The organism is Pseudomonas sp. W2Oct36, assembly GCF_041060465.1.
Classification (GTDB): Bacteria; Pseudomonadota; Gammaproteobacteria; order Pseudomonadales; family Pseudomonadaceae; genus Aquipseudomonas; species Aquipseudomonas graminis_B.
This window is the reverse complement of the sequence record NZ_JAUERW010000011.1, coordinates 101,359-122,527: the sequence shown is the minus strand read 5'-3', so window position 1 is coordinate 122,527 and position 21,169 is coordinate 101,359. Positions and strand designations below refer to the sequence as shown.

The 21,169-nt window shown below is 62.6% G+C and carries 24 protein-coding genes; 14 read left to right on the top strand and 10 right to left on the bottom strand.

Annotated elements, in window-relative coordinates:
• The first annotated feature begins 157 nt into the window (after positions 1-157).
• Together QWI18_RS16085 and QWI18_RS16080 are read left to right on the top strand one after the other, a co-directional pair.
• Positions 158-1,042 (top strand): sugar nucleotide-binding protein, encoded by an 885-nt coding sequence (locus tag QWI18_RS16085; protein ID WP_065988444.1) that lies wholly within the window; start codon positions 158-160, stop codon positions 1,040-1,042.
• Positions 1,035-1,964: an NAD-dependent epimerase/dehydratase family protein gene (locus tag QWI18_RS16080; RefSeq protein ID WP_369319260.1), complete on the top strand. Its 930-nt coding sequence runs from the start codon at positions 1,035-1,037 to the stop codon at positions 1,962-1,964. The genes QWI18_RS16085 and QWI18_RS16080 overlap by 8 nt, the downstream gene beginning before the upstream one ends.
• A 66-nt stretch (positions 1,965-2,030) precedes the next feature.
• Here QWI18_RS16080 and QWI18_RS16075 read toward each other — a convergent pair whose 3' ends face one another.
• The 5 genes from QWI18_RS16075 to QWI18_RS16055 all read right to left on the bottom strand — a co-directional run bounded on the left by QWI18_RS16075 (position 2,031) and on the right by QWI18_RS16055 (position 5,982).
• Entirely contained in the window at positions 2,031-2,717 is a 687-nt protein-coding gene (locus QWI18_RS16075) for an OmpW family protein (RefSeq protein ID WP_065988442.1), read from the bottom strand.
• Positions 2,718-2,830: 113 nt separating this feature from the next.
• Positions 2,831-3,346, bottom strand: coding sequence for a DUF3299 domain-containing protein (locus QWI18_RS16070; RefSeq protein ID WP_369319269.1), 516 nt, complete (start codon positions 3,344-3,346; stop codon positions 2,831-2,833).
• 16 nt (positions 3,347-3,362) lie between these two features.
• Positions 3,363-4,628 carry an ABC transporter permease gene (locus QWI18_RS16065; protein ID WP_369319259.1) on the bottom strand — a complete coding sequence of 422 codons (1,266 nt, stop codon included), beginning with the start codon at positions 4,626-4,628 and terminating at the stop codon, positions 3,363-3,365.
• Between the two features lies 1 nt (position 4,629).
• Entirely contained in the window at positions 4,630-5,340 is a 711-nt protein-coding gene (locus tag QWI18_RS16060; protein ID WP_369319258.1) for an ABC transporter ATP-binding protein, read from the bottom strand.
• 63 nt (positions 5,341-5,403) lie between these two features.
• Positions 5,404-5,982, bottom strand: a complete 579-nt coding sequence (locus QWI18_RS16055; RefSeq protein ID WP_369319257.1) for a DUF2796 domain-containing protein — start codon at positions 5,980-5,982, stop codon at positions 5,404-5,406.
• Positions 5,983-6,164: 182 nt separating this feature from the next.
• Here QWI18_RS16055 and QWI18_RS16050 point away from each other — a divergent pair, with 182 nt between their 5' ends.
• A complete protein-coding gene (locus QWI18_RS16050; protein ID WP_369319256.1) occupies positions 6,165-6,518 on the top strand; it encodes a hypothetical protein in 354 nt (117 codons plus the stop codon).
• Between the two features lie 88 nt (positions 6,519-6,606).
• Here QWI18_RS16050 and trxA read toward each other — a convergent pair whose 3' ends face one another.
• The 3 genes from trxA to QWI18_RS16035 all read right to left on the bottom strand — a co-directional run bounded on the left by trxA (position 6,607) and on the right by QWI18_RS16035 (position 8,688).
• On the bottom strand, positions 6,607-7,479 hold the full coding sequence (trxA, locus tag QWI18_RS16045) for a thioredoxin (protein ID WP_369319255.1): 873 nt from the start codon (positions 7,477-7,479) through the stop codon (positions 6,607-6,609).
• Positions 7,480-7,582: 103 nt separating this feature from the next.
• A complete protein-coding gene (locus QWI18_RS16040) occupies positions 7,583-8,239 on the bottom strand; it encodes a methyltransferase (RefSeq protein WP_369319254.1) in 657 nt (218 codons plus the stop codon).
• Positions 8,236-8,688, bottom strand: coding sequence for a hypothetical protein (locus tag QWI18_RS16035; protein WP_133776016.1), 453 nt, complete (start codon positions 8,686-8,688; stop codon positions 8,236-8,238). The genes QWI18_RS16040 and QWI18_RS16035 overlap by 4 nt, the downstream gene beginning before the upstream one ends.
• 174 nt (positions 8,689-8,862) lie before the next feature.
• Between QWI18_RS16035 and nrdR the strand changes: the two genes are divergently transcribed.
• The 11 genes from nrdR (at position 8,863) to QWI18_RS15980 (ending at position 17,298) form a co-directional block, all read left to right on the top strand.
• Positions 8,863-9,327: a transcriptional regulator NrdR gene (nrdR, locus tag QWI18_RS16030; protein ID WP_065988433.1), complete on the top strand. Its 465-nt coding sequence runs from the start codon at positions 8,863-8,865 to the stop codon at positions 9,325-9,327.
• A gap of 2 nt (positions 9,328-9,329) precedes the next feature.
• On the top strand, positions 9,330-10,469 hold the full coding sequence (gene ribD, locus QWI18_RS16025; protein WP_369319253.1) for a bifunctional diaminohydroxyphosphoribosylaminopyrimidine deaminase/5-amino-6-(5-phosphoribosylamino)uracil reductase RibD: 1,140 nt from the start codon (positions 9,330-9,332) through the stop codon (positions 10,467-10,469).
• A gap of 46 nt (positions 10,470-10,515) precedes the next feature.
• The gene (locus QWI18_RS16020) at positions 10,516-11,187 is read left to right on the top strand and encodes a riboflavin synthase (protein ID WP_065988431.1); all 672 of its coding nucleotides are present in this window, start codon (positions 10,516-10,518) and stop codon (positions 11,185-11,187) included.
• A 17-nt stretch (positions 11,188-11,204) separates the two neighbouring features.
• On the top strand, positions 11,205-12,296 hold the full coding sequence (gene ribBA, locus QWI18_RS16015) for a bifunctional 3,4-dihydroxy-2-butanone-4-phosphate synthase/GTP cyclohydrolase II (RefSeq protein WP_065988430.1): 1,092 nt from the start codon (positions 11,205-11,207) through the stop codon (positions 12,294-12,296).
• Between the two features lie 148 nt (positions 12,297-12,444).
• Positions 12,445-12,921 carry a 6,7-dimethyl-8-ribityllumazine synthase gene (ribE, locus tag QWI18_RS16010; protein WP_037017809.1) on the top strand — a complete coding sequence of 159 codons (477 nt, stop codon included), beginning with the start codon at positions 12,445-12,447 and terminating at the stop codon, positions 12,919-12,921.
• Positions 12,918-13,418 (top strand): transcription antitermination factor NusB, encoded by a 501-nt coding sequence (nusB, locus tag QWI18_RS16005; protein ID WP_065988429.1) that lies wholly within the window; start codon positions 12,918-12,920, stop codon positions 13,416-13,418. The genes ribE and nusB overlap by 4 nt, the downstream gene beginning before the upstream one ends.
• Before the next feature lie 37 nt (positions 13,419-13,455).
• Positions 13,456-14,421, top strand: a complete 966-nt coding sequence (thiL, locus tag QWI18_RS16000; RefSeq protein WP_192133462.1) for a thiamine-phosphate kinase — start codon at positions 13,456-13,458, stop codon at positions 14,419-14,421.
• A complete protein-coding gene (locus QWI18_RS15995) occupies positions 14,418-14,927 on the top strand; it encodes a phosphatidylglycerophosphatase A (RefSeq protein WP_065988427.1) in 510 nt (169 codons plus the stop codon). The genes thiL and QWI18_RS15995 overlap by 4 nt, the downstream gene beginning before the upstream one ends.
• 11 nt (positions 14,928-14,938) lie before the next feature.
• Entirely contained in the window at positions 14,939-15,730 is a 792-nt protein-coding gene (locus QWI18_RS15990; RefSeq protein WP_192133464.1) for an ABC transporter substrate-binding protein, read from the top strand.
• Positions 15,731-15,836: 106 nt separating this feature from the next.
• Positions 15,837-16,454: a GTP cyclohydrolase II gene (gene ribA, locus QWI18_RS15985; RefSeq protein ID WP_074891807.1), complete on the top strand. Its 618-nt coding sequence runs from the start codon at positions 15,837-15,839 to the stop codon at positions 16,452-16,454.
• A 46-nt stretch (positions 16,455-16,500) separates the two neighbouring features.
• Complete coding sequence (locus QWI18_RS15980) at positions 16,501-17,298, top strand: cobalamin-binding protein (RefSeq protein ID WP_369319252.1); 798 nt, start codon at positions 16,501-16,503, stop codon at positions 17,296-17,298.
• A gap of 17 nt (positions 17,299-17,315) precedes the next feature.
• Here QWI18_RS15980 and QWI18_RS15975 read toward each other — a convergent pair whose 3' ends face one another.
• Positions 17,316-19,199 carry a TonB-dependent receptor gene (locus QWI18_RS15975; RefSeq protein ID WP_369319251.1) on the bottom strand — a complete coding sequence of 628 codons (1,884 nt, stop codon included), beginning with the start codon at positions 19,197-19,199 and terminating at the stop codon, positions 17,316-17,318.
• 66 nt (positions 19,200-19,265) lie between these two features.
• Entirely contained in the window at positions 19,266-21,155 is a 1,890-nt protein-coding gene (gene dxs, locus QWI18_RS15970; protein WP_369319250.1) for a 1-deoxy-D-xylulose-5-phosphate synthase, read from the bottom strand.
• Positions 21,156-21,169 lie beyond the last annotated feature (14 nt).

The following is a 21,169-nucleotide window of genomic DNA, read 5'->3' as shown; positions in this document are numbered from 1 at the left end:
AGAGGCAGATACCGGGCCAAGTGATCGGCGGCGCGCCTCAACAGCTTCACGCAGTCCCGCGCGCCCGAGGCTGTTGGGACTTGCCCGTCGACGTGTTATGTTTGCGGACGTTTTTCACCTAATTTTAATCGACCTGAAGACTGAGCCTGCTGACTCTATGCGAATGCGCCTTATGCTATTGGGCGGCGGGAATGCCCTCGGGCAGGCGTTGATTCGTCTAGGTGCCGAGGAGAACATTGGATTCCTCGCGCCGCGCCCACCGCAAGACGGTTGGGATGCGGCAAGCCTGACGCAACTGCTCGATGACACCCGCCCGGATGCCTTGATCAATCTCGCTTACTACTTCGACTGGTTTCAGGCGGATCGGGTAAGCGCTGACAGGCTGGATAATCAGGAACGCTCTGTGGAGCGTCTCGCTGAACTGTGCCAGCACCACAACATCGTCCTTGTTCAACCCTCCAGCTACCGCGTTTTCGACGGTTCGCGGGCGACGGCTTACAGCGAAAAAGACGAGCCCGTGCCGCTGGGTTCCCGTGGGCAGGCCCTGTGGCGCATCGAGCAAAGCGTGCGGGCAACCTGTCCGCAGCATGTGCTGCTGCGTTTTGGCTGGCTGCTCGACGACAGCGCCGAAGGTGTACTGGGGCGCTTTCTCAGCCGCGCCGAATCCCCTGGTGAATTGCTGCTGGCAGACGACCGTCGTGGCAATCCGACGCCGGTCGACGATGCCGCGAGGGTGATCATTTCGGTGCTCAAACAGCTCGATTGCGCCGCGCCGCTGTGGGGTACTTATCACTACGCCGGCCACGAAGCGACCACGCCACTGGCGTTCGGTCAGGCCGTGTTGACCGAAGCCCGTCTGCTGCGCCCGCTGGCGATCGAGGTACCTACCGCGCAGGCCCACGCCGCACGTCCGGACGCCAGCGAGGAGCCGCAGAACGCCGTGCTCGCCTGCAAGAAAATTCTCCACACTTTCGGTATCAAGCCACGCGCCTGGCGTGCCGGCCTGCCCAACCTACTGGACCGCTATTACCGCCATGTCTGATGCTCCTGTCCTCATCACCGGCGGCGCCGGTTTCATCGGCTCGCACCTGACGGACGCGCTGCTCGCCAAAGGCTACGCCGTGCGTATTCTCGACGACCTGTCCACCGGCAAGCCCAGCAACCTGCCGCTGGACAACCCGCGTGTTGAGCTGATCGAAGGTGATGTGGCCGATGCCGCGCTGGTGGCCCGAGCGGCGGTAGGTTGCCAGGCCGTGGCGCACCTGGCTGCCGTCGCGTCGGTGCAGGCCTCGGTGGATGATCCGGTGAAGACGCACCAGAGCAATTTCATCGGCACGCTGAATGTCTGCGAAGCGATGCGCCAGGCCGGTATCAAACGCGTGGTGTTTGCTTCCAGCGCTGCGGTGTACGGCAACAACGGTGAAGGCGAGGCCATCACCGAAGACACCCCGAAAGCACCGCTGACGCCCTATGCGTCGGACAAACTGGCCGGTGAGCACTACTTCGATTTCTATCGCCGTCAGCATGGTTTCGAGCCTGTCGTGTTCCGCTTCTTCAACATCTTCGGCCCGCGCCAGGACCCTTCATCGCCGTACTCCGGCGTGATCAGCATCTTCGCGGAGCGTGCGGTAAACGGCCTGCCGATTGCCGTTTTCGGTGATGGCGAGCAGACCCGCGACTTCTTCTACGTCGAGGACCTGGTTGACCTTGTGGTACAGGGAATCGAAATGCCGACCGTGGCAGAGGGCGCGGTCAATGTCGGCCTGAACGCGACGACTTCGCTGAATGAGCTGCTGGCCGCCCTTGCCGAGGTGGTGGGGAACCTGCCGGCGGTAAGCTACCTGCCGGCGCGTTCGGGTGACATCAAGCATTCCCGGGCGAGCAATCAGCGTCTGCTTGAGCGCTTCAAAGTGCCAGAGCCCACGCCGCTGAAGGTCGGGCTGGCGCGACTGCTGGGGCGCTGAAACCCGCGCAGCAAAAAGGCACCGATGAGGTGCCTTTTTTATGCCTGTTCGTTGGGGCGCAAGCGCTTAGAACTTGTAGCCCACGCCAACCATGTACACCCACGGATCGACGTCCACGTTCACTTTGGTCCGGCCGACGCCCAGCGCCGACGGGCCGTCCAGCGTCGCTTGGGTGTCGATGTCCACGTACCAGACGGCGGCGTTGAGCATGATCTTGTCCGTCAGCATGTAGTCCGCGCCGATCTGACCGGCCCAGCCCCAGGAGTTCTTGATGTGCAGGTTGTTCATGCCCTGGCCTTTGCGTTCGCTGCTCAGGTTTTCATCGTAGAACCAGGTGTAGTTCACGCCGACACCGGCATAGGGCTGGAATTTCGACGTCGCATCCATCGGGTAGTACTGCAGCGACAGGGTCGGCGGCAGCTGCTTCACGTCCGCCAGCTTGCCATCCAGACCCGGGCCCAGGCCCTTGACCGCAACGGTGTGCTGGAAAGGCGTTGCCGCCAGCAACTCAAGGCCCACGTGGTCGGTGAGCATGTAGGCGAAGGCCAGGCCCAGTTGGGTGTCGCTGTCCAGTGTCGCTTTGGTCCCCGGGACTTTGGTGCCGTCCAGCTTGAGGTTGCCGCTCTCTTCATTGGGCGCCGTTGTGGCAGCACCGGCGCGAATGATGAAGTCACCGGCCTGGTGGGCGTGAGCGGCGAGGGGGACACCGAGTGCAAGCGCGAGCAGGGGCGCGCTGAGCAGGTACTTGTGCATGGGGGCTCCGTAAGGGCATAAAAAAGGTATGCCGTATGTTACGAAGCGTCTAGGTCGCGGTTTTTGACCTGGCTCAATGAAAACTCGATTAGGGTGTGCCTGTTAACGGCCACTCACTGCTCATCCGGCATTTCGTACACCAGAATCTTGTCCGCTTCCATCTGGTAACCCGCGTCGGCCAATTCGCTGGTCGAGGATTTGACCTGCATCGGACCTTCGATCCAGTAGGGTTGGTACAGCTCGTCCACCTTGACGCCCAGTTCGCTCGTCACGTGGACGATCTGATTCGGCGGCGGTGGGGGCACGTGAATGCAGGCGCCGAAATACGGTACCAGGAGAAACTCTGTCACCCGGCCTTCCTCGCTGACTTCCAGCGGCACGATATACCCCGGCAGCCGCACTCGCTGGCCATCGAGCGATTTGACCACCGGCGCATGGGGCGCCAGTTGATGGGCGGCGGGCGCCGACTCGACTGACAGGGTGTCCGCCATGCTCGACAGGTTGTGAATGGGCGCGGTGATCAGCTTCACCGGCGGCGCGTCAGGCGGGATCATTTCCTGCCACGTCAGCACGCGCAGGTCCTGCGCCCACAACGGCGTCACGACGAGCATTAACAGCATCCAACCCATCCGCATCACAACGACCTCATAAACGAATCGACAACCCGTCTGCCAGCGACTGGCGATAGGCTCGCCACGCGGGCACGGTGCCCATCAACACGGCAGCGCCGAGAATGCCTGCCAGCAGCGTCCACTCGTAGGCGCTGGGCAGGGAGAGCGGCAAATACAAACCGTAATTGGCCTGCACGTAACCCTGCGCGGAGGCAATGCCGATGTAAAGCAGCGCCAGGCCGCAGACCGAGCCTGCCAGCGCCAGGGCAAAGGCTTCCAGCACCAGCAGACTGGCGATATGCCAAGGCCGCGCGCCCACCGAACGCAGAATCGCCATCTCGCGGCGCCGCTCGTTGAGGCTGGTGAGAATCGCCGTCAGCATGCCGATCAGCCCGGTCAAGACAACGAACAACGAGATCACGAACAGCGCTTTTTCAGCGGTGCCCATCAGGCTCCACAGCTCCTGCAGCGCCACCCCCGGCAGAATCGCCAGCATCGGTTCGCCGCGGAACTCGTTGATCTCGCGCTGCACGGCAAAGGTCGCGATCTTGCTGTTCAGCCCGAGCATGAAGGCGGTGATGGCCGTGGGCGTGAGGTCCATATTGCGTGCCTGATCGGCACTGATCCGACCGGCGCCTTGTGCCGGCACGCCGTTGTGCCAGTCGATGTGAATCGCTTCCATACCGCCCAGGCTGATGTGCAGCGTGCGGTCCACCGGCGTGCCGGTGCGTTTGAGGATGCCGACGACGGTGAACGGCTTGTCGTCATGCTTGACCAGACTCACCGTCGCGACGCCGTGGGCCAGCACCAGCTTGTCGCCGAGCTTGTAATGCAGCGCGTCCGCCACTTCCGCGCCGAGCACCACTTCAAACGGGTCGGTGGCAAACGGCCGGCCGTCGGCCATTTCGAGATGCTGCTGACGACCGTACTGGTAGTGCTCGAAATACGATTCATTGGTGCCCATCACCCGATAGCCGCGATGGCTGTCACCCAGGGAAATCGGGATCGCCCACTTCACCTGCTTACTGTTGGCGAAGTGCTCGAAGCTGTCCCAGCGAATGTTGTTGGTGGCGTTGCCGATGCGGAACACCGAGTAGAGCAGCAGGTTGACCGAGCCCGAGCGCGCGCCGACGATCAGGTCTGTGCCGCTGATGGTGCTGGCGAAACTCGCGCGCGCTTCGGTGCGCACCCGTTCGACCGCCAGCAGCAGGCAGACGGAGAGGGCAATGGCGAACGCGGTGAGGAAGGCAGTGAAGCGGCGGTTGGCGAGGCTGGCCAGTGCCAGACGAAGAAGATACATCTCAAACCTCTGCAGCGACGGCGGCGCGATTGAGTTCGGCCAGCGACAGGTTGCGGTCGAACAGCGGCGCCAGGCTCTGATCATGGCTGACGAACAACAGGCTGGCACCGGCCTCGCGGCATTCGGCGAACAGCAGCTGAATGAAGGCCTCGCGGGCGTCGGCATCCAGCGCCGAGGTGGGCTCGTCGGCGATGACCAGTTCCGGCTGGCCGATCAAGGCGCGGGCAGCGGCGACGCGCTGCTGCTGACCGATGGACAGGGAGTCGGCGCGGCGGCCCAGCATTTCAGGGTCTTTCAAGCCCAGGTGAGCGAGCAAGATTTCAGCCGCTTTATCGACACTGCCGTGGCGCTGGCTCGCGCGCTGGGTGCGTAATGTGGAAAAGCGGCACGGCAGCTCGACGTTCTCGCGCACCGACAAAAACGGCAGCAGGTTGAACTGCTGAAAAATGTAGCCCGTGTGATCGACACGAAAGCGGTCCCGCGCTCCGGCCGAGAGCTGTGTCAGCTCCTGACCGAGCAGGCGAACGCTGCCGCGACTCGGGCGCTGCACACCGCCCAGTAGACCCAGCAGCGTGGTTTTACCGCTGCCGCTGGGGCCTTTGAGGAACAGGGTTTCGCCGGCATCAAGGCGAAACGCCGGAATGTCCAGCAGTTGCGGATGCCCCGGCCAGCTGAAGCCGAGTTCGGACAATTCAATGAGCGCTTGAGTCATGGCCACACGTGCGTCTGAAAAGTGATCGACCGGGAAGCCCGGTCGCTGATGGAGCGGCGTTGGTTAAAACTTGATCGCCGGATTGCTCGGACGCACTTCGGCGCCCATCTGGCGTTTCGGTGTCACCAACTGCACCTGAATGGTCTGGGTGGCCGGGAAGCTTTTGAACAGTTGGGTCAGATCGAGCTTGTTGAACACATTTGGCGCGCTGCAGGTGAATTGATAGTGGCCGTGAATTTCGCTGTGCTCGTGTTCCGCGGCGTCGCCATCGGCGTGGTCGTGATCGTCGTCATCCTTGTCGCCGAACAGCGTGCTTTCCACACGTTGTCTGGTGGCGGTGCAGCCGGCCGCTTCCGGAAGACTGAACAGCGCGTGGGGCTTGAGCAGGGTTTCCTTGGCCAGGGCCAGGGTCATTTTGTCTGCGTCGGTGGTTGCCGGGTGCTCGAAGCCGACGATATTCATGGCCGGGGTGTCGAGTTCCAGTTCCAGCGTGCGGCCGTCCAGCGCCATATCCAGCCTCGCGACACCGTGGACGTGCGCGCCGAGACTGCCGTGCTCATGATCGTGGTCATGCTCATCGGCCGCTAAGGCGACGGCGAGGGGCAGCAGGGCGAAGGGCAGGGCAAGTAGCAAACGACGCATGGGGGAAAGCTCCGGAAGCGAGTCTGAAATGTGTTATGTAATCTTATAACAATTTTTGGCGCCGTTTCTTAACTTTTTCAGGCAGCGCTTCTGGAGGTGCGTCCCGGAGGGTTCAGGGATCACGTGCAGGTCGCCAATTCCTGTGGGACCATGCCGGTCCGCCCTATCAGAGGACACACCCCATGCTGCGAATCCGTGGAACCGTCGGCGATCTGCCGGTGGATCTGACTGTGGAAATGGACGACGCCGATTGGGCTCGGCTGGGTGTTCAGTTGTGCACGCAGGTGCGGGAAGCGTCTGCGCCCACTGATACGCCCGTCAAGCCTGTCGCCAGTCGCAACGATGCTGTCTGGGATATCGCTCAGGCGCTGTTGCGCAAGGCAGGTCACCTGAACGGGCCGGATCTGCTCGGTCAGCTGGAAGGTCTGTCGGGCAGCACCGCTGCGGGCAAACGCCTGATGGTGCGCATGCGTCACAGCGCCAACGTGAAAGTGGAAAGCCAGGGCGACACGCCGGTGTATCACTGGGTTGAGTGATACACAGCCTGCAGGACCCCCATAGGACCGCGTAGATCTATGGGACTGGCTCGGCCCGTCAATGTAGGACGAGCTTCAGCCGGGAAGGCTAGTAAAGCGCCGCAAACAACCGACGACGATAGGTAGTCACCAGCGGATGATCGTTCCCCAGCAAGTCGAACACCTGCAGCAGCGTCTTGTGCGGCTGGCCTTCGTTGTAGCTGCGGTTCCGGACGAACAGCTTGAGCAGTCCCTCCAACGCGGCTTCGTATTGCTGACGGGACAATTGCTGGATCGCCAACTGGTGCGCGGCTTCATCGTCCTGCGGGTTCTGCGCCAGGCGCGATTTCAGCTCAGCGGCGTCAGGCACCGCGGCGGCTTCGGCCAGAAACGTCAATTGCGCCTTCGCTCCGGCCAGCGCGGCTTTGTGCTCATCGCCTTTCACCGCGTCCAGCACCGTGCGGGCTTCCGTCAGCTCGCCGCGTTCGGCCAGGCAACGCGCGTACAGAATCAGCGCCGCAGCATTGGTGTTGTCCTCGGCGAGGATGGTCTGCAGGACCGCTTCGGCTTCGGCGAAATGGCTCTCGGCAAACATCGCCTGCGCGGTTTTCAGCGGGTCGGCGGCGGCTGGCGCCGGCATCTGCACATGGGGCTCAAGCAGCGCGCGGATTTGCGATTCAGGCTGGGCGCCGGAGAACCCATCCACCGGTTGGCCGTCCTTGAACAGCACCACGGTGGGCAGGCTGCGAATGCCGAAGCGCGCCACGATGTCCTGTTCAGCGTCGCAGTCGACCTTGGCCAGCAGCAATTCGCCCTGATAACTCTCGGCAATCTGCTGCAGCAGCGGCATCAGCACCTTGCACGGCGCACACCACTCGGCCCAGAAATCCACCAGCACGGGTTTGTGAAACGAATTCTCGATGACCATCTGATCGAAAGTGGCGGTGGTGGCATCGAAGATGTACGGCGTGTCCTGGCTCATCGCGGGTCTCGAAAGAAGGCTTGATGGCGCGAACTATAAAGGGCTGGGGGGATTGTCGGAAGCACGGTTGATGCCTGTCGCTAAATTGCAGGCGCTAAGCGAGTCATGACCTGACCGCATGGTAAAGACTCACCCTGCGAAACTCCCACGGTTCGGCCAGATCGGGCAGCGTCAGCGCCTCAAGAATGCCCAGCCGCCGATACAGAGGATGCTGGAAATCCCGCACCCGGGAATCAGCCACCAACGCTTGTTTCCCCCGACTGAGAAACTGATCCAGCAGCGGCAGGTTGGCGCGGTCGTACAGCACGTCCGCCACCAGGATCAGGTCGAAGCGATCTTCCTCGGCGAAGAAGTCGCCCGAATACTCAAGCGTCACGCCGTTCAGCTCGGCGTTGGCCCGGCAGGCCTCGATGGCCTGCGGATCGAGATCGCACGCAACCACTTCAAGGGCGCCGGCTTTCATCGCCGCAATGCCTGCGACGCCCGAGCCTGCGCTGAAATCCAGCACCCGCTTGCCCGCGACCCACTGCGGCTGCTCGGCAATAAAGCGCGCCAGCGCCAGGCCACTGGCCCAACAGAAACTCCAGTAGGGCGGGTCTTCAAGAATGCGCCGGGTTTCTTCGGGGCTGAACGCGCGATCCATATTGTTCGCGTCGATCAGCCACAACCTCAGGTCCGTGCCCGGTAGCGCTTCGGCCACCAGTTGCGCATCGCCCAGCAGCTCGCTCAATGCGGCTTGCAGGTGAAGCAGAGCGGTCACGGCGCGGGAGCGAATTGCAACTGACCCAGCGCCTGAGTGGTGGGTTGAGTGATCAGCACGGACGGCAGATGCAGAATCAGCTGGCCCGACTTGCTGGCGCGACCACGCAGCTCCACGCGCGCGCCCACCGGGAAGGCTTCGGGATTGAAGCGCAACTGGAACGGCAGCGACTGGTTGTTTCCCACCAGTTTGGTGCTAGTCAGCAGCTTTTGCGGGCGGTTGCGATCGTCAATGACCAGCAACGCCAGTTCGACCTCTGCGCCGGCCGGCACGCCCAGCAACTGGCCGCTCAGTTCGCGCTGGAAGGGCTGCAGCGGACCTTGCCCTTCCGGCAGCGTAATGGCGTTGGGGGCAGGCTTGGCGGGGGCGGCAGGTTTCGGCGCCTCGGCCGTGCTGCAGGCAGCGAGCAGGCCCACAAGGCTGATTACAGCAAGCGTACGTAGCGTCATGAACAGCTCCAGAAAAAGCAGAATGCGGGCGGGATACGCACGGGATAGCGCAGTATCGCTGAGTGCGGCGGGTTTCACCGCACTGAATGCGCGTCTATATACCTCAAAGCCTCGCACTTGTCTTGCCAGCGAGATGCGCTACCATGGCCCTCCCTTTTTTTGTTGCCTGCCACCATGCACTGTCCCTTTTGCGGTGCCAACGACACCAAAGTCATTGACTCGCGCCTTGTTGCTGAAGGCGATCAGGTTCGCCGCCGCCGTGAATGCGTCGCCTGCGAAGAACGCTTCACCACATTCGAAACCGCTGAACTGGTTCTGCCCCGGCTGATCAAGCAGGACGGCAGCCGTCAGCCCTTCGACGAAGAGAAGCTGCGCGCCGGCATGCAGCGCGCGCTGGAAAAGCGCCCGGTCAGTGTCGAACGTCTGGAAGCGGCCCTGGCCCACATCAAAAGCAAGCTGCGCGCGACCGGCGAGCGCGAGGTCAAATCGCTGATCGTCGGTGAGCTGGTGATGGGCGAATTGCAAAAGCTCGATGAAGTGGCCTACATCCGCTTTGCTTCTGTTTATCGGCGGTTTCAGGACCTCAACGAATTCCGCGAAGAAATCGACCGACTGGCTCGCGAGCCGGTTAAAGAGTGAGCATGACCTCCACAGAGCAAAGCGTGCTCGACGCAGCCTATATGGCGCGGGCGCTGGAACTGGCGCGCAAGGGCGTCTACTCGACGCACCCCAACCCGCGTGTCGGCTGCGTGATCGTCCGTGATGGCGAGATTGTCGGTGAAGGCTGGCACGTCCGCGCCGGTGAACCCCACGCCGAGGTGCATGCCCTGCGCCAGGCGGGCGACAAGGCAAAGGACGCGACCGCTTACGTCACCCTCGAACCCTGCAGTCATCATGGCCGCACCCCGCCGTGCGCCGACGCGCTGGTCAACGCCGGTGTGGCGCGCGTGGTCGCCGCGATGCAAGACCCTAATCCCGACGTGGCCGGCCGTGGCCTGTTGCGCCTGATGAGCGCGGGTATTGCGGTGCAGAGCGGCGTGCTCGAAAGCGAAGCGCGGGCGTTGAACAAAGGGTTTCTCAAGCGCATGGAACATGGCCTGCCCTATGTGCGGGTCAAGCTGGCGATGAGCCTCGACGGACGCACGGCCATGGCCAGCGGTGAAAGCCAGTGGATCACCGGCCCCGAAGCGCGCTCGGCTGTGCAGCGCCTGCGAGCGCAGTCGAGTGTGGTGCTGACCGGCGCCGATACCGTGCTGGCCGATAACGCGCGACTCACCGTGCGGCCTGAGGAGTTGGGCCTGAACGCCGAACTCACCGCACTGGCCGCGACCCGACCGCCGTTGCGCGTGTTGATCGACGGGCGTTTGCGGGTGCCCCTCGATGCGCCGTTCTTTAAAGCGGGCAATGCGCTGGTGGTGACCTGCGCGGCTGCCTCGGCCCGCGAGCGTTACCACGACGAAGGTCACGACATGCTGGCGCTGCCGAGCAGTGGCGGGCACGTCGATCTGCGCAAACTGTTGGTCGAACTGGCCGCCCGCGGCGTCAACGACGTGCTGGTCGAGGCCGGGCCCAAGCTCGCTGGCGCGTTTACCCGGCTCGGTCTGGTGGATGAATTCCAGATATTCATTGCGGGCAAGTTCATGGGCTCGTCGGCGCGGCCGTTGCTGGACCTGCCGCTGGCGCAGATGAGCGAAGCGCTCGAGCTCAAGATTGTCGAAATGCGCGCGGTCGGCAATGACTGGCGAGTCATTGCGATACCCGCGTCGCACCCCGGCGTATAATTCCGGCTTTCGCGTTCAGCGCTGGCCCTGTTTTCCAGGAGCACCCATGTTTACCGGCATCATCGAATCCATCGGCAGCATCCGCGCCATCACTCCGAAAGGTGGCGACGTCCGCGTCTACGTAGAGACCGGCAAGCTCGACCTCTCCGACGTCAAGCTGGGCGACAGCATCGCGGTCAACGGGGTCTGCCTGACCGCCGTTGAATTGCCAGGCGACGGCTTCTGGGCCGACGTCAGCCGCGAAACCTTGAACGTCACTGCGTTCGTCGATCTGAAAACCGGCAGCCGGGTCAATCTGGAAAAAGCCCTGACCCCGACCACGCGCCTGGGTGGCCATCTGGTCAGCGGCCACGTCGACGGCGTCGGCGAGGTGCTGTCCCGGGAAGAAAACGCCCGTGCGATCCAGTTCCGCCTGCGCGCCCCCCGCGAGCTGGCCAAGTACATCTCCCACAAAGGCTCGATCACCGTCGACGGCACCAGCCTGACCGTTAACGCAGTCAATGGCGCCGAGTTCGAGCTGACCATCGTCCCGCACACCCTCGCCGAAACCATCATGGGCGACTACCGCGCGGGCCGTAAGATCAATCTGGAAGTCGACCTGCTGGCGCGTTACCTCGAGCGTTTGCTGCTCGGTGACAAAGCGGCCGACCCGACGCCGGCCCAGGGCGGCAACATTTCTGAAAGCTTTCTGGCCGCCAACGGCTACCTCAAATCCTGAATCGAAGGGGGTGCCGCGTGGCGCTCAACAGCATCGAAGAACTGGTTGAAGACATTCGCCAAGGCAAGATGGTCATCCTCATGGATGACGAAGACCGCGAGAACGAAGGCGATCTGATCATGGCCTCCGAGTGCGTCAAGGCCGAGCACATCAACTTCATGGCGCGTTATGCCCGTGGCCTGATCTGCATGCCGATGACCCGCGAGCGCTGCGAAACCCTGAAACTGCCGTTGATGGCGCCGCGCAATGGCTCGGGCTTCGGCACCAAGTTCACCGTGTCCATCGAAGCCGCCGAAGGCGTCACCACCGGGATCTCCGCCGCCGACCGCGCGCGCACCGTTCAGGCGGCTGCGGCCAAAGAGGCCAGAGCCGAAGACATCGTCAGCCCTGGCCACATCTTCCCGTTGATGGCCCAGGCCGGCGGCACGTTGTCCCGCGCAGGTCATACCGAAGCAGCCTGCGATCTGGCGCGCATGGCCGGTTTCGAGCCGACCGGCGTGATCTGTGAAGTCATGAACGACGACGGCACCATGTCCCGTCGCACGGAGCTGGAAGCTTTCGCAGCCGAGCACAACATCAAGATCGGCACCATCGCCGACCTGATCCATTACCGGATGATCCACGAACGTACCGTTCAGCGGATTGCCGAACAGCCCCTCGACAGCGAACTGGGCCATTTCAATCTGGTGACCTACCGCGATTCCGTTGAAGGCGATGTCCACCTGGCGCTGACGCTGGGCAAGATCTGCGCAGAAGAAGCCACGTTGGTTCGCGTGCACAACATGGACCCGCTGCGCGACCTGTTGATGGTCAGACAGCCCGGCCGCTGGAGCCTGCGCGCTGCCATGAAGACTGTGGCCGAGGCTGGCAGCGGCGTGGTGCTGCTGCTCGGTCACCCGCTCGATGGCGACACGGTTCTGGCCCATGTACGTGAAACCGCCGGCGGCACACCGATCAAGACGCCGACCACTTACAGCACCGTCGGTGCCGGTTCGCAGATCCTTCGTGACCTCGGCGTGCGCAAAATGCGCCTGATGAGTTCGCCAATGAAGTTCAATGCGATATCCGGTTTCGATCTGGAAGTTGTAGAATACGTGCCCTCCGAATAAAGGCCGGCAGGTGACAGGCCCCGACAGCATTCAGCCGTTGGTGGTTTTTGTCCCGGCAGTCGCCCGATTCGTGGCCTAAAATCCCTGAAAGCGCGCGACCTATGCGCGCTTTCATGCTCTTTAATACGAGAACACGAGACTCAGCCGAATGACCCTGAAGACCATCGAAGGTACCTTCATCGCCCCCCAAGGTCGCTATGCCCTGGTGGTTGGCCGCTTCAACAGCTTCGTCGTCGAAAGCCTCGTCAGCGGTGCCGTTGATGCCCTGGTTCGCCATGGCGTGAGCGAAAGCGACATCACCATCATCCGCGCACCGGGCGCGTTCGAAATCCCGCTGGTGGTGCAGAAGGTCGCTCAACGCAGCGAATTTGCTGCCATCATCGCGCTCGGCGCCGTCATTCGTGGCGGCACCCCGCACTTCGAATACGTTGCTGGCGAATGCACCAAGGGCCTGTCCCAGGTGTCCATGGAGTTTGGCGTGCCGGTCGCCTTCGGCGTCCTGACCGTTGATTCCATCGAGCAGGCGATCGAGCGTTCCGGCACCAAGGCCGGTAACAAAGGCGCCGAAGCTGCGCTGTCCGCCATCGAGATGGTCAGCCTGTTGGCGCAGTTGGAGGCCAAGTGATTAACGACGAAAGCGATCAGTTCAACCCGCGTGATCCACGTGCGGCAGACGCCGGCAAGCCCTCCAAAAGCGAAAAGCGCCGCGCAGCTCGCCAGATGGCGATGCAAGCCCTCTACCAGCGCCACATGGCTGGTCAGTCGTTGAACGAAATCGAAGCCCAATTCCGCGTCGACAACGACTTCACCTCCGTTGATGCGAGCTATTTCCACGACATCCTGCACGGTGTCCCGGCCAATCAGGACAAGATCGACGCGGCGCTGGCGCCTTGTCTGGACCTGACCATCGAAGAGCTGGACCCTGTTGAACTCGCTGTCCTGCGTCTGTCGACCTGGGAGCTGCTGGAGCGCATCGACGTGCCGTACCGTGTGGTCATCAACGAAGGCATCGAGCTGGCGAAAGTCTACGGTTCGACCGACGGCCACAAGTTCGTCAACGGCGTGCTCGACAAGCTGGCTCCGCGTCTGCGCGAAGTCGAAGTGAAGGCGCACAAGCGCTGAGGCTTCTGGGTTTCTCCAGAACCTGAGCGTCTCCGCCATGGGCGAGTTCGAGCTGATCCGCAATTACTTTGCCGCTGCGCCCTGCGCGCAGCCCGGCGAAGGCGTTGCCTTGGGGATCGGCGACGACTGCGCCCTGTTGTCGGTGGCCGCTGGCGAGCAACTCGCCATCTCCACTGACACGCTGGTCGCCGGGGTGCATTTCCCCGACGCCTGCGATCCTTTCTTGCTTGGCCAGCGCGCACTCGGCGTGTCGGCCAGCGACCTGGCCGCCATGGGCGCCAGTCCCCTTGCATTCACCCTTGCCCTGACCCTGCCGCAGGTTTCCGCCGACTGGCTGGAAGCGTTCGCCCGTGGTTTGAATACCATTGCCCAGAGCTGCGGCCTGCGCCTGATCGGCGGCGACACCACGCGCGGTCCCTTGAGCCTGACCCTTACTGTCTTCGGCACAGTCCCGACCGGGCAGGCCTTGACCCGAAGCGGCGCGCGGCCTGGCGATTTGTTGTGCGTGGGCGGTCCGCTGGGCGACGCGGCCGGGGCGCTGCCGTTGGTGTTGAACCAGCGCAGCACCGAGGCGTCTACCACTCAGGCCTTGCTGGCGCATTACTGGTCGCCGCAGCCGCAGTTCGAGTTGGGCATTGCGTTACGCGGCAGGGCCAGCGCGGCGCTGGACATCTCCGACGGACTGCTCGCCGACTGTGGACACATCGCAGCGGCATCGGGCGTGCGTTTGCTGGTGGAGCGCGAGAAAGTGCCGATGTCTGACGCGCTGCTGACGTTTTTCGGGCCTGACGCTGCGTTGAATGCCGCGCTCAGTGGGGGCGATGACTACAGACTGGCTTTCACGTTGCCGCCATCATGGCTGGCTGAACTGCAGGCTGCCGGCTTGCCTGTTTTCGTTCTGGGTCGAGTGGTCGAAGGTCGCGGCGTGGCGCTGATTGACCCACTTGGGCAGGACGTCACCCCGTTGACTCGGGGCTATCAACATTTTCAGGAGACACGGTGACAGATCATCCTAATCAGGTCCCGGCGGAAAACGTTCCCCCGTCGGTATGGACCAATCCGTGGCATTTCCTGGCCTTCGGTTTCGGCTCAGGCACACTGCCCAAAGCGCCCGGCACCTGGGGCTCGATGGTCGCCGTGCCGTTCATCCCGTTGTGGCAAATGCTGCCGGACTGGGGCTATTGGCTGATGCTCGGCCTGACCATGCTGTTCGGCTTCTGGCTGTGCGGCAAGGTGGCCGATGACCTGCGCGTCCACGACCACGAAGGCATCGTCTGGGACGAGATGGTCGGCATGTGGATCACCCTGTGGCTGGTGCCCGAAGGCTGGGTCTGGCTGCTGGTGGGTTTCCTGGTGTTCCGCTTTTTCGACATCCTCAAGCCCTGGCCCATCCACTGGATCGACAAGCACGTGCACGGGGGCGTCGGCATCATGCTCGATGATGTGCTGGCCGGTGTGTTCGCATGGCTGGCGATGCAAGGGCTGGTCTGGTTGTGGGCCGTGATGTAGGGGCTGCGCTCATGAGGCGTTCAGGCGGGGTATGGCTGCTGAGTCTGGCGTTGATGATGACGAGTGTGTGGGCGACTGCCGGCGCTGCAACCATTGCACCGATGTCTGACAAACCCTCCGACATCCTGCTGGTGAGCGAGCACTGGATTCGCTACACCGAAACCGACGGCACGGGGCTGGGTTGGGAACTGATGCGGGAGATCTTCGAGCCGGCTGGCGTCAAGGTCGAGCAGCGCATCGAGCCCTACACCCGCGCGGTCGGGCTGGTGCAGCGCGGCGAGGCCGATGCCTGGATTGCCGCCTACAAGGGTGAGGTCGAGGGCGCGCTTTATTCAAAGTGGCACTACGACACAGACGAAATCTACACACTGGGTCTGGCGTCGAAGCCGCCCCCTTCGCTACAGACGCTGGGCAAATATCGTCTGGCCTGGGTCCGTGGCTACGAGTATCAGCACTACCTGCCCAACGTGATGCACTTCAACGAAGTCGCCCGGCGTGACCACATTGTGCCGATGCTTGAATATGGGCGCGCGGATCTGTACATCGATGCCAAGCCGGAGATGGACTTCATCCTCGCGCAGACCAGCGACCCGCAGCGCTATCGACTGACCTACCTCACTGCGATTCCTCTGTATCTCGGCTTCGCGGATACTCCCCGAGGGCATGCGCTGCGGGATCTGTTTGACGTGCGGATGAGCGATCTGGTGCGCAGCGGCAAGCTGCGGCCGATCTTCGCGCGCTGGAAGCATGCGTATCCATTCGATTCAGGCGATGCTCAGTCCCGCGCTGGCGAGAGCCACTGATCAAACGAGTTGATCTGATTGGCTCACAATTCAGCCTAAGCGTCTGTCGGAACCTGCTGTTACAATGTTGCGAATTTCCAGCCCTCATACTGATCAGGAGCACCCGGTGCCCGTCGTATTTGTCGCGGCTTCCAAGCTGCCCACCCCCTTTGCCACTTTCAAGATGAATGGCTTTCTCGAGCAGGAAAACGGTCGCGAGCATGTCGTGCTGACCTTGGGCGATGTATCCGATGGCGCCCCGGTGCTTGGGCGTGTGCATTCCGAATGCCTGACGGGTGATGCGCTGTTCAGTCAGCGCTGCGATTGCGGTTCCCAGCTTGAAGCGGCGTTGCGCGCCATCGCCGCCGAAGGCCGTGGCGTGCTGTTGTACCTGCGCCAGGAAGGCCGCGGCATTGGTTTGATGAACAAGATCCGCGCGTATGAATTGCAGGACGGCGGTGCCGACACCGTTGAAGCCAACGAGCGCCTGGGCTTCGCCGCTGACCAGCGCGATTACGGCATTTGCCTGCCGATGCTTGAGCACCTGGGCATCAAGTCTCTGCGTTTGATGACCAATAATCCGCGCAAGGTCAAAGCGCTGACCGACATGGGCATCACCGTCGCCGAGCGCGTGCCGCTGCACACCGGCCACAACCCGCACAACAAGCTCTATCTGGCGACCAAGGCAGGCAAGCTCGGCCACATGATGGGCAACGAGCATCAGAGCGAAGTCGACCCGGCATGACACGCGGCAGCCTGCGCCGTGGTCTTGCGCAGGCTCGACGCGCTTGATGCGCCCACTGATTGCCTGCCTGCTGTTGCTGATCGCTTTTCAGGCCGGCGCTGCACAGCGGGTCGTCAGCCTCGCACCCTCTCTTACCGAAATCGTTATCGAACTGGATGCCTCCGATCTGTTGGTCGGCGTGCTCGATGGCGGCCCGCGCCCGGAGAAGGTCGCGGGCCTGCCTTCGGTGGGCCGATACGGGCAGCTCGACATCGAGGGTTTGCTCACTCTGCAGCCGGATCTTTTGCTGTTGTGGCCTGGCAGCGTCAGCGCGGTTCAGCGTGACCAACTGAAACGGCTGAGCATTCCCACCTACACCGCCGAGCCCCATACGCTGAACGAGCTGGCTGATCAGATCGAGGAGATGGGCGAGCGCCTTGGCCGCGCTGACCGTGGACGACAGGCAGCGAAGGATGTCCGTCAGCGACTGGCCGCGTTGCGTGAGCGGTATCGACGCGATGTCCCGTTGAAAGTCTTTTACCAAGTGTGGGACCAGCCGCTTTATACCGTAGGCGGCGGGCAGATCATCAGCGATGCACTGACCGTGTGCGGCGCACGCAACGTTTTTGACGACCTCAAACTGCCTGCGCCTCAGGTCAGTCTCGAGTCAGTGCTGCAGCGCGACCCGGACGTGATTCTGGCCAGTGATGCCGCGTTGTTGCCGGGATGGAAGACTTGGTCGCAGTTGAAGGCGGTGAAAACCGGCCGCCTGTTTGCCGTGCCCGACAAAGGCCTCGAACGAGCCAGCGGGCAAATGGTGGGCGCGGTGGCGAAAGTGTGCAGCGTGATAGCGCCAGATCGCTAAATCAGGCGGCTATACATTTACAGCGTCGGCGTCCAGGTCACGCCAAACATCCACGTCCGACCCTCTTCGCGATAGCCGTAATTGCTGCCATCGAAGCTGTACAGCGTGCGGCTGTAACGTTTGTCCAAGGCGTTATCCAGCTTGAACTCCAACTTCACGTCGTCGCTGGCTTTCCAGCTGCTGCGCAAACCGAACAACGAATAACCTCCGACATGCTGGGTGTTGGCCTCGTCGTTGTAGCTGTCACTGACGGCCTGCCAGCTGGCGCCGACGCCGAGCCGATCAAACTGCCGATCAATATCGAGATTCAGAGTGCGGCGAGCGCGACGGTTGAGCGTGTGCCCAGTGTCTCGGTCACGCGGGTCGATGACCGACGCCCCAAGCTTGCCGGTCCAGCCGAACAGTTGCTGCTCAAGTGACCCTTCGAAACCATTGATCCGTGCCGAGCCGATGTTCTGGGGGCGAAAGTCGCTGTCGAGGGCGATCGCGTCCTGCAGGTCGGTGCGATAGAGCGAAGCCTCAAGACGGGCGGTTTCGCTCAGACGACTGCGCCATTGCAGCTCGTAGCTTTTGGAGTGCTCGGGCTTGAGATTCGCGTTGCTGAAATCCGGGTAATACAGGTCATTGAATGTCGGCGCGCGGAAGCCTTCGCTGTAGGAAAGCAGCACGTCGTTGGCGTCATTGAGCGGAACGGTGAGCGTGCCGCTCCAGGTGTTCTGGCTGCCGAACTGCTCATTCTGATCATGGCGCAGGCCCAGCTCGGTGGAGAAATGCTCGCTTTTGAAACGGTGCTGAACGAACACCGCGCGGTTCCAGCGGCTGTCCTCTTCGAACGCCGTGCTGCTGTTGACACGGTCCTCGTACCAGTCGCCCCCCAGCGTCAGGCTATTGCGCTCGTCCAGCGTCAGGTCGTTCTGCCAATTGACCGAATTGCGGTAGGTGTTGAACACGTAGTGATCGTCGCTCAGCTTATCCAGCGTCTTCTCGCGGTTTTCGCTATGGCCTAGCTCCAGACGGGTTTTCCAGGTCTGGTTGATGCGGGCGTCGACGTAAGTGCCGAGGCTGCTCAGCTCAAACTTGCTGTATTGCTGCTGACCCACGGTGTTGAACGTGACCGGGTCGAACAGACCGAACGGGTTGTCGAACTCGGTCTTGCCCCGGTTATCCAGCGCGTTGATACCCACTTCCACGTCGTCGTTGACCCAGTGGCTGAGGTTCAGGCTCAGGGATTTATTGCGGTAGGCGTCGTGGTCGTCATCGCTGGCGAAGGACGGGCCGGTACGGTTGATGCCTGCCGTTTCATCCAAACTGGTACTGAGGTTGAAATGCGTTTGCTGGTCGCCACCCGACAGACCGAGGCTCTGCTGCTGCGTGCCGCGATTGCCGAAACCCGTATGCAGCCGAGCTTGCAGCCCTTGCTCGGCGCCTCGTCGGGTGAATATCTGAATCACCCCGCCAATGGCGTCCGCGCCGTAGATGACCGAACGTGAACCGCGCAGCACTTCCACGCGCTCGATCTGCTCGACGTCGAGGTATTGCAGGTTGCTGTCCGCCGACGTGGCATTGGCAATGCGCTGGCCATCGACCAACACCAGACTCTGCGCAGCCTTGGTCCCGCGAATGAAAATCCCCGGCAAACTGCCCCGGCCGCCGCTGGGCACCACTTGCACACCGGGGACACGACTCAGCAGGTCAGTGACGCTACTCGGTTGCAGCCGCTCGATGTCAGCGCGAGTGAACACGGTGTTCGCCGCACTGCTGGCGTCCCGCTGTTCGACCTGACGATTGCTGCTGATCAGCACACTGTCCAGCTTCAGGGCGCGTTCGCGATCAGGCTGATCGGCAAAGACCTGCGTGGCGGGGATCAGGGAGAAGGCGAGGGCAAGACGGGAAAGGGTCATTTGATTGATCGCATAACTTGCAGGCATGACCGGGGTGGACTGCACCTCGGTCACGCTTGCGAGAGGCTACATCTTCAACAGGCGCTGGTTGATCGACGCTTCGATGCCAGCGACATCCAGCCCGCACTCAGCCAGCATCTGCGCTGGTTTGGCGTGCTCGACGTACACATCCGGCAGGCCCAGGTGCAGGACCGACTTGAGAATGTTCTCCCGCGCCAGGAACTCGCTGACCGCCGCGCCCGCGCCACCCATGATGGCGTTTTCTTCGATCGTCACGAGCAAGTCGTGGCTGCCGGCCATTTCGCGCACCAGTGCCTCGTCCAGCGGTTTGACGAAGCGCATGTCGACCACGGTCGCGTCGAGCTTCTCCGCCACGATCAGCGCTTCGGTCAACTGCACGCCGAACACCAGCATGGCGACGTTGCTGCCTTGACGGCGAACCACACCCTTGCCGATTTCCAGCGGTTCGAGACGGCTCTCGATCACGGCATCGGGACCGTTGCCGCGCGGGTAACGCACGGCTGCGGGGCCTTTGAACAGATGGCCGGTGGTGAGCATCTTGCGCAGCTCGTTTTCATCGCTCGGCGTCATGACCAGCATGCCGGGGATGCAGCGCAGGTACGACAGATCGAAACTGCCGGCGTGGGTTGGGCCGTCTTCGCCCACCAGCCCCGCGCGGTCGATGGCGAACAGCACGTCCAGATTCTGCACGGCGACGTCATGAATCAGCTGGTCGTAACCGCGCTGCAGGAACGTAGAGTAAATCGCCACTACCGGCTTGGCGCCTTCGCAGGCCATGCCCGCTGCCAGCGTCACCGCGTGCTGCTCGGCGATGGCGACGTCGAAATAGCGCTCCGGGAAACGTTCGCTGAACGCGACCAGATCCGAACCTTCTTTCATGGCAGGCGTGATACCGACCAGACGCTCATCCGCTTCGGCCATGTCGCACAGCCACTGGCCGAACACGCCGGAATACTTGGGGCCGCCGGCTTTTTTAGGGACGACAGGTGCGTTCAGCGGGTCAAGCTTGGTGATCGCGTGATAGCCGATCGGATCGACCTCGGCCGGCGCGAAGCCTTTGCCTTTCTTGGTGACCACGTGCAGGAACTGCGGACCCTTGAGGTCACGCATGTTGCGCAGGGTGGCGATCAGGATAGGCAAGTCGTGTCCGTCGATCGGACCGATGTAGTTCCAGCCGAGCTCTTCGAACAACGTGCCGGGGACCAGCATGCCTTTGGCATATTCCTCGGTACGACGGGCGATTTCCCACGCGCCGGGCAGACGCGACAGTACTTTCTTGCTGCCTTCGCGCATGCTCGTGTAAGTGCGGCTTGAGAGGATTTTCGCCAGATAATTCGACAGCCCGCCAACGTTGCGCGAGATCGACATGTCGTTGTCGTTGAGGATCACCAGCATGTCGGCGCTGACTTCGGGGGCGTGGTTCAGCGCTTCGAAGGCCATGCCGGCGGTCAGTGCGCCGTCGCCGATCACGGCAATGGACTTGCGCTCACTGCCTTGCAGCCGGGAGGCGATCGCCATGCCCAGCGCGGCGCTGATGGAGGTGCTGGAGTGACCGACGCCGAAGGTGTCGTATTCACTCTCGCTGCGACGCGGGAATGCCGCCACTCCGCCTTTCTGGCGCAGGGTCGACATGTGTTCGCGACGACCCGTGAGGATTTTGTGCGGGTACGCTTGGTGACCGACGTCCCAGACCAGCCGGTCGTCGGGGGTATCGAAGACGTAGTGCAAGGCCACGGTCAGTTCGATGACGCCGAGGCCGGCGCCGAAATGGCCGCCGGTCTGGCCGACGGTGTAGAGCAGCTCCAGGCGCAGTTCGTCAGCCAGGGCTTCAAGCTCTGCTTCACCTAAGCGGCGCAGGCCGTCCGGCGTCACTGCCTTGTCGAGCAGGGGCGTGGACGGGCGCTCGCGGGGAATCTCTTTGAACGTCGTGGGCATCAGGCGAATCGTTA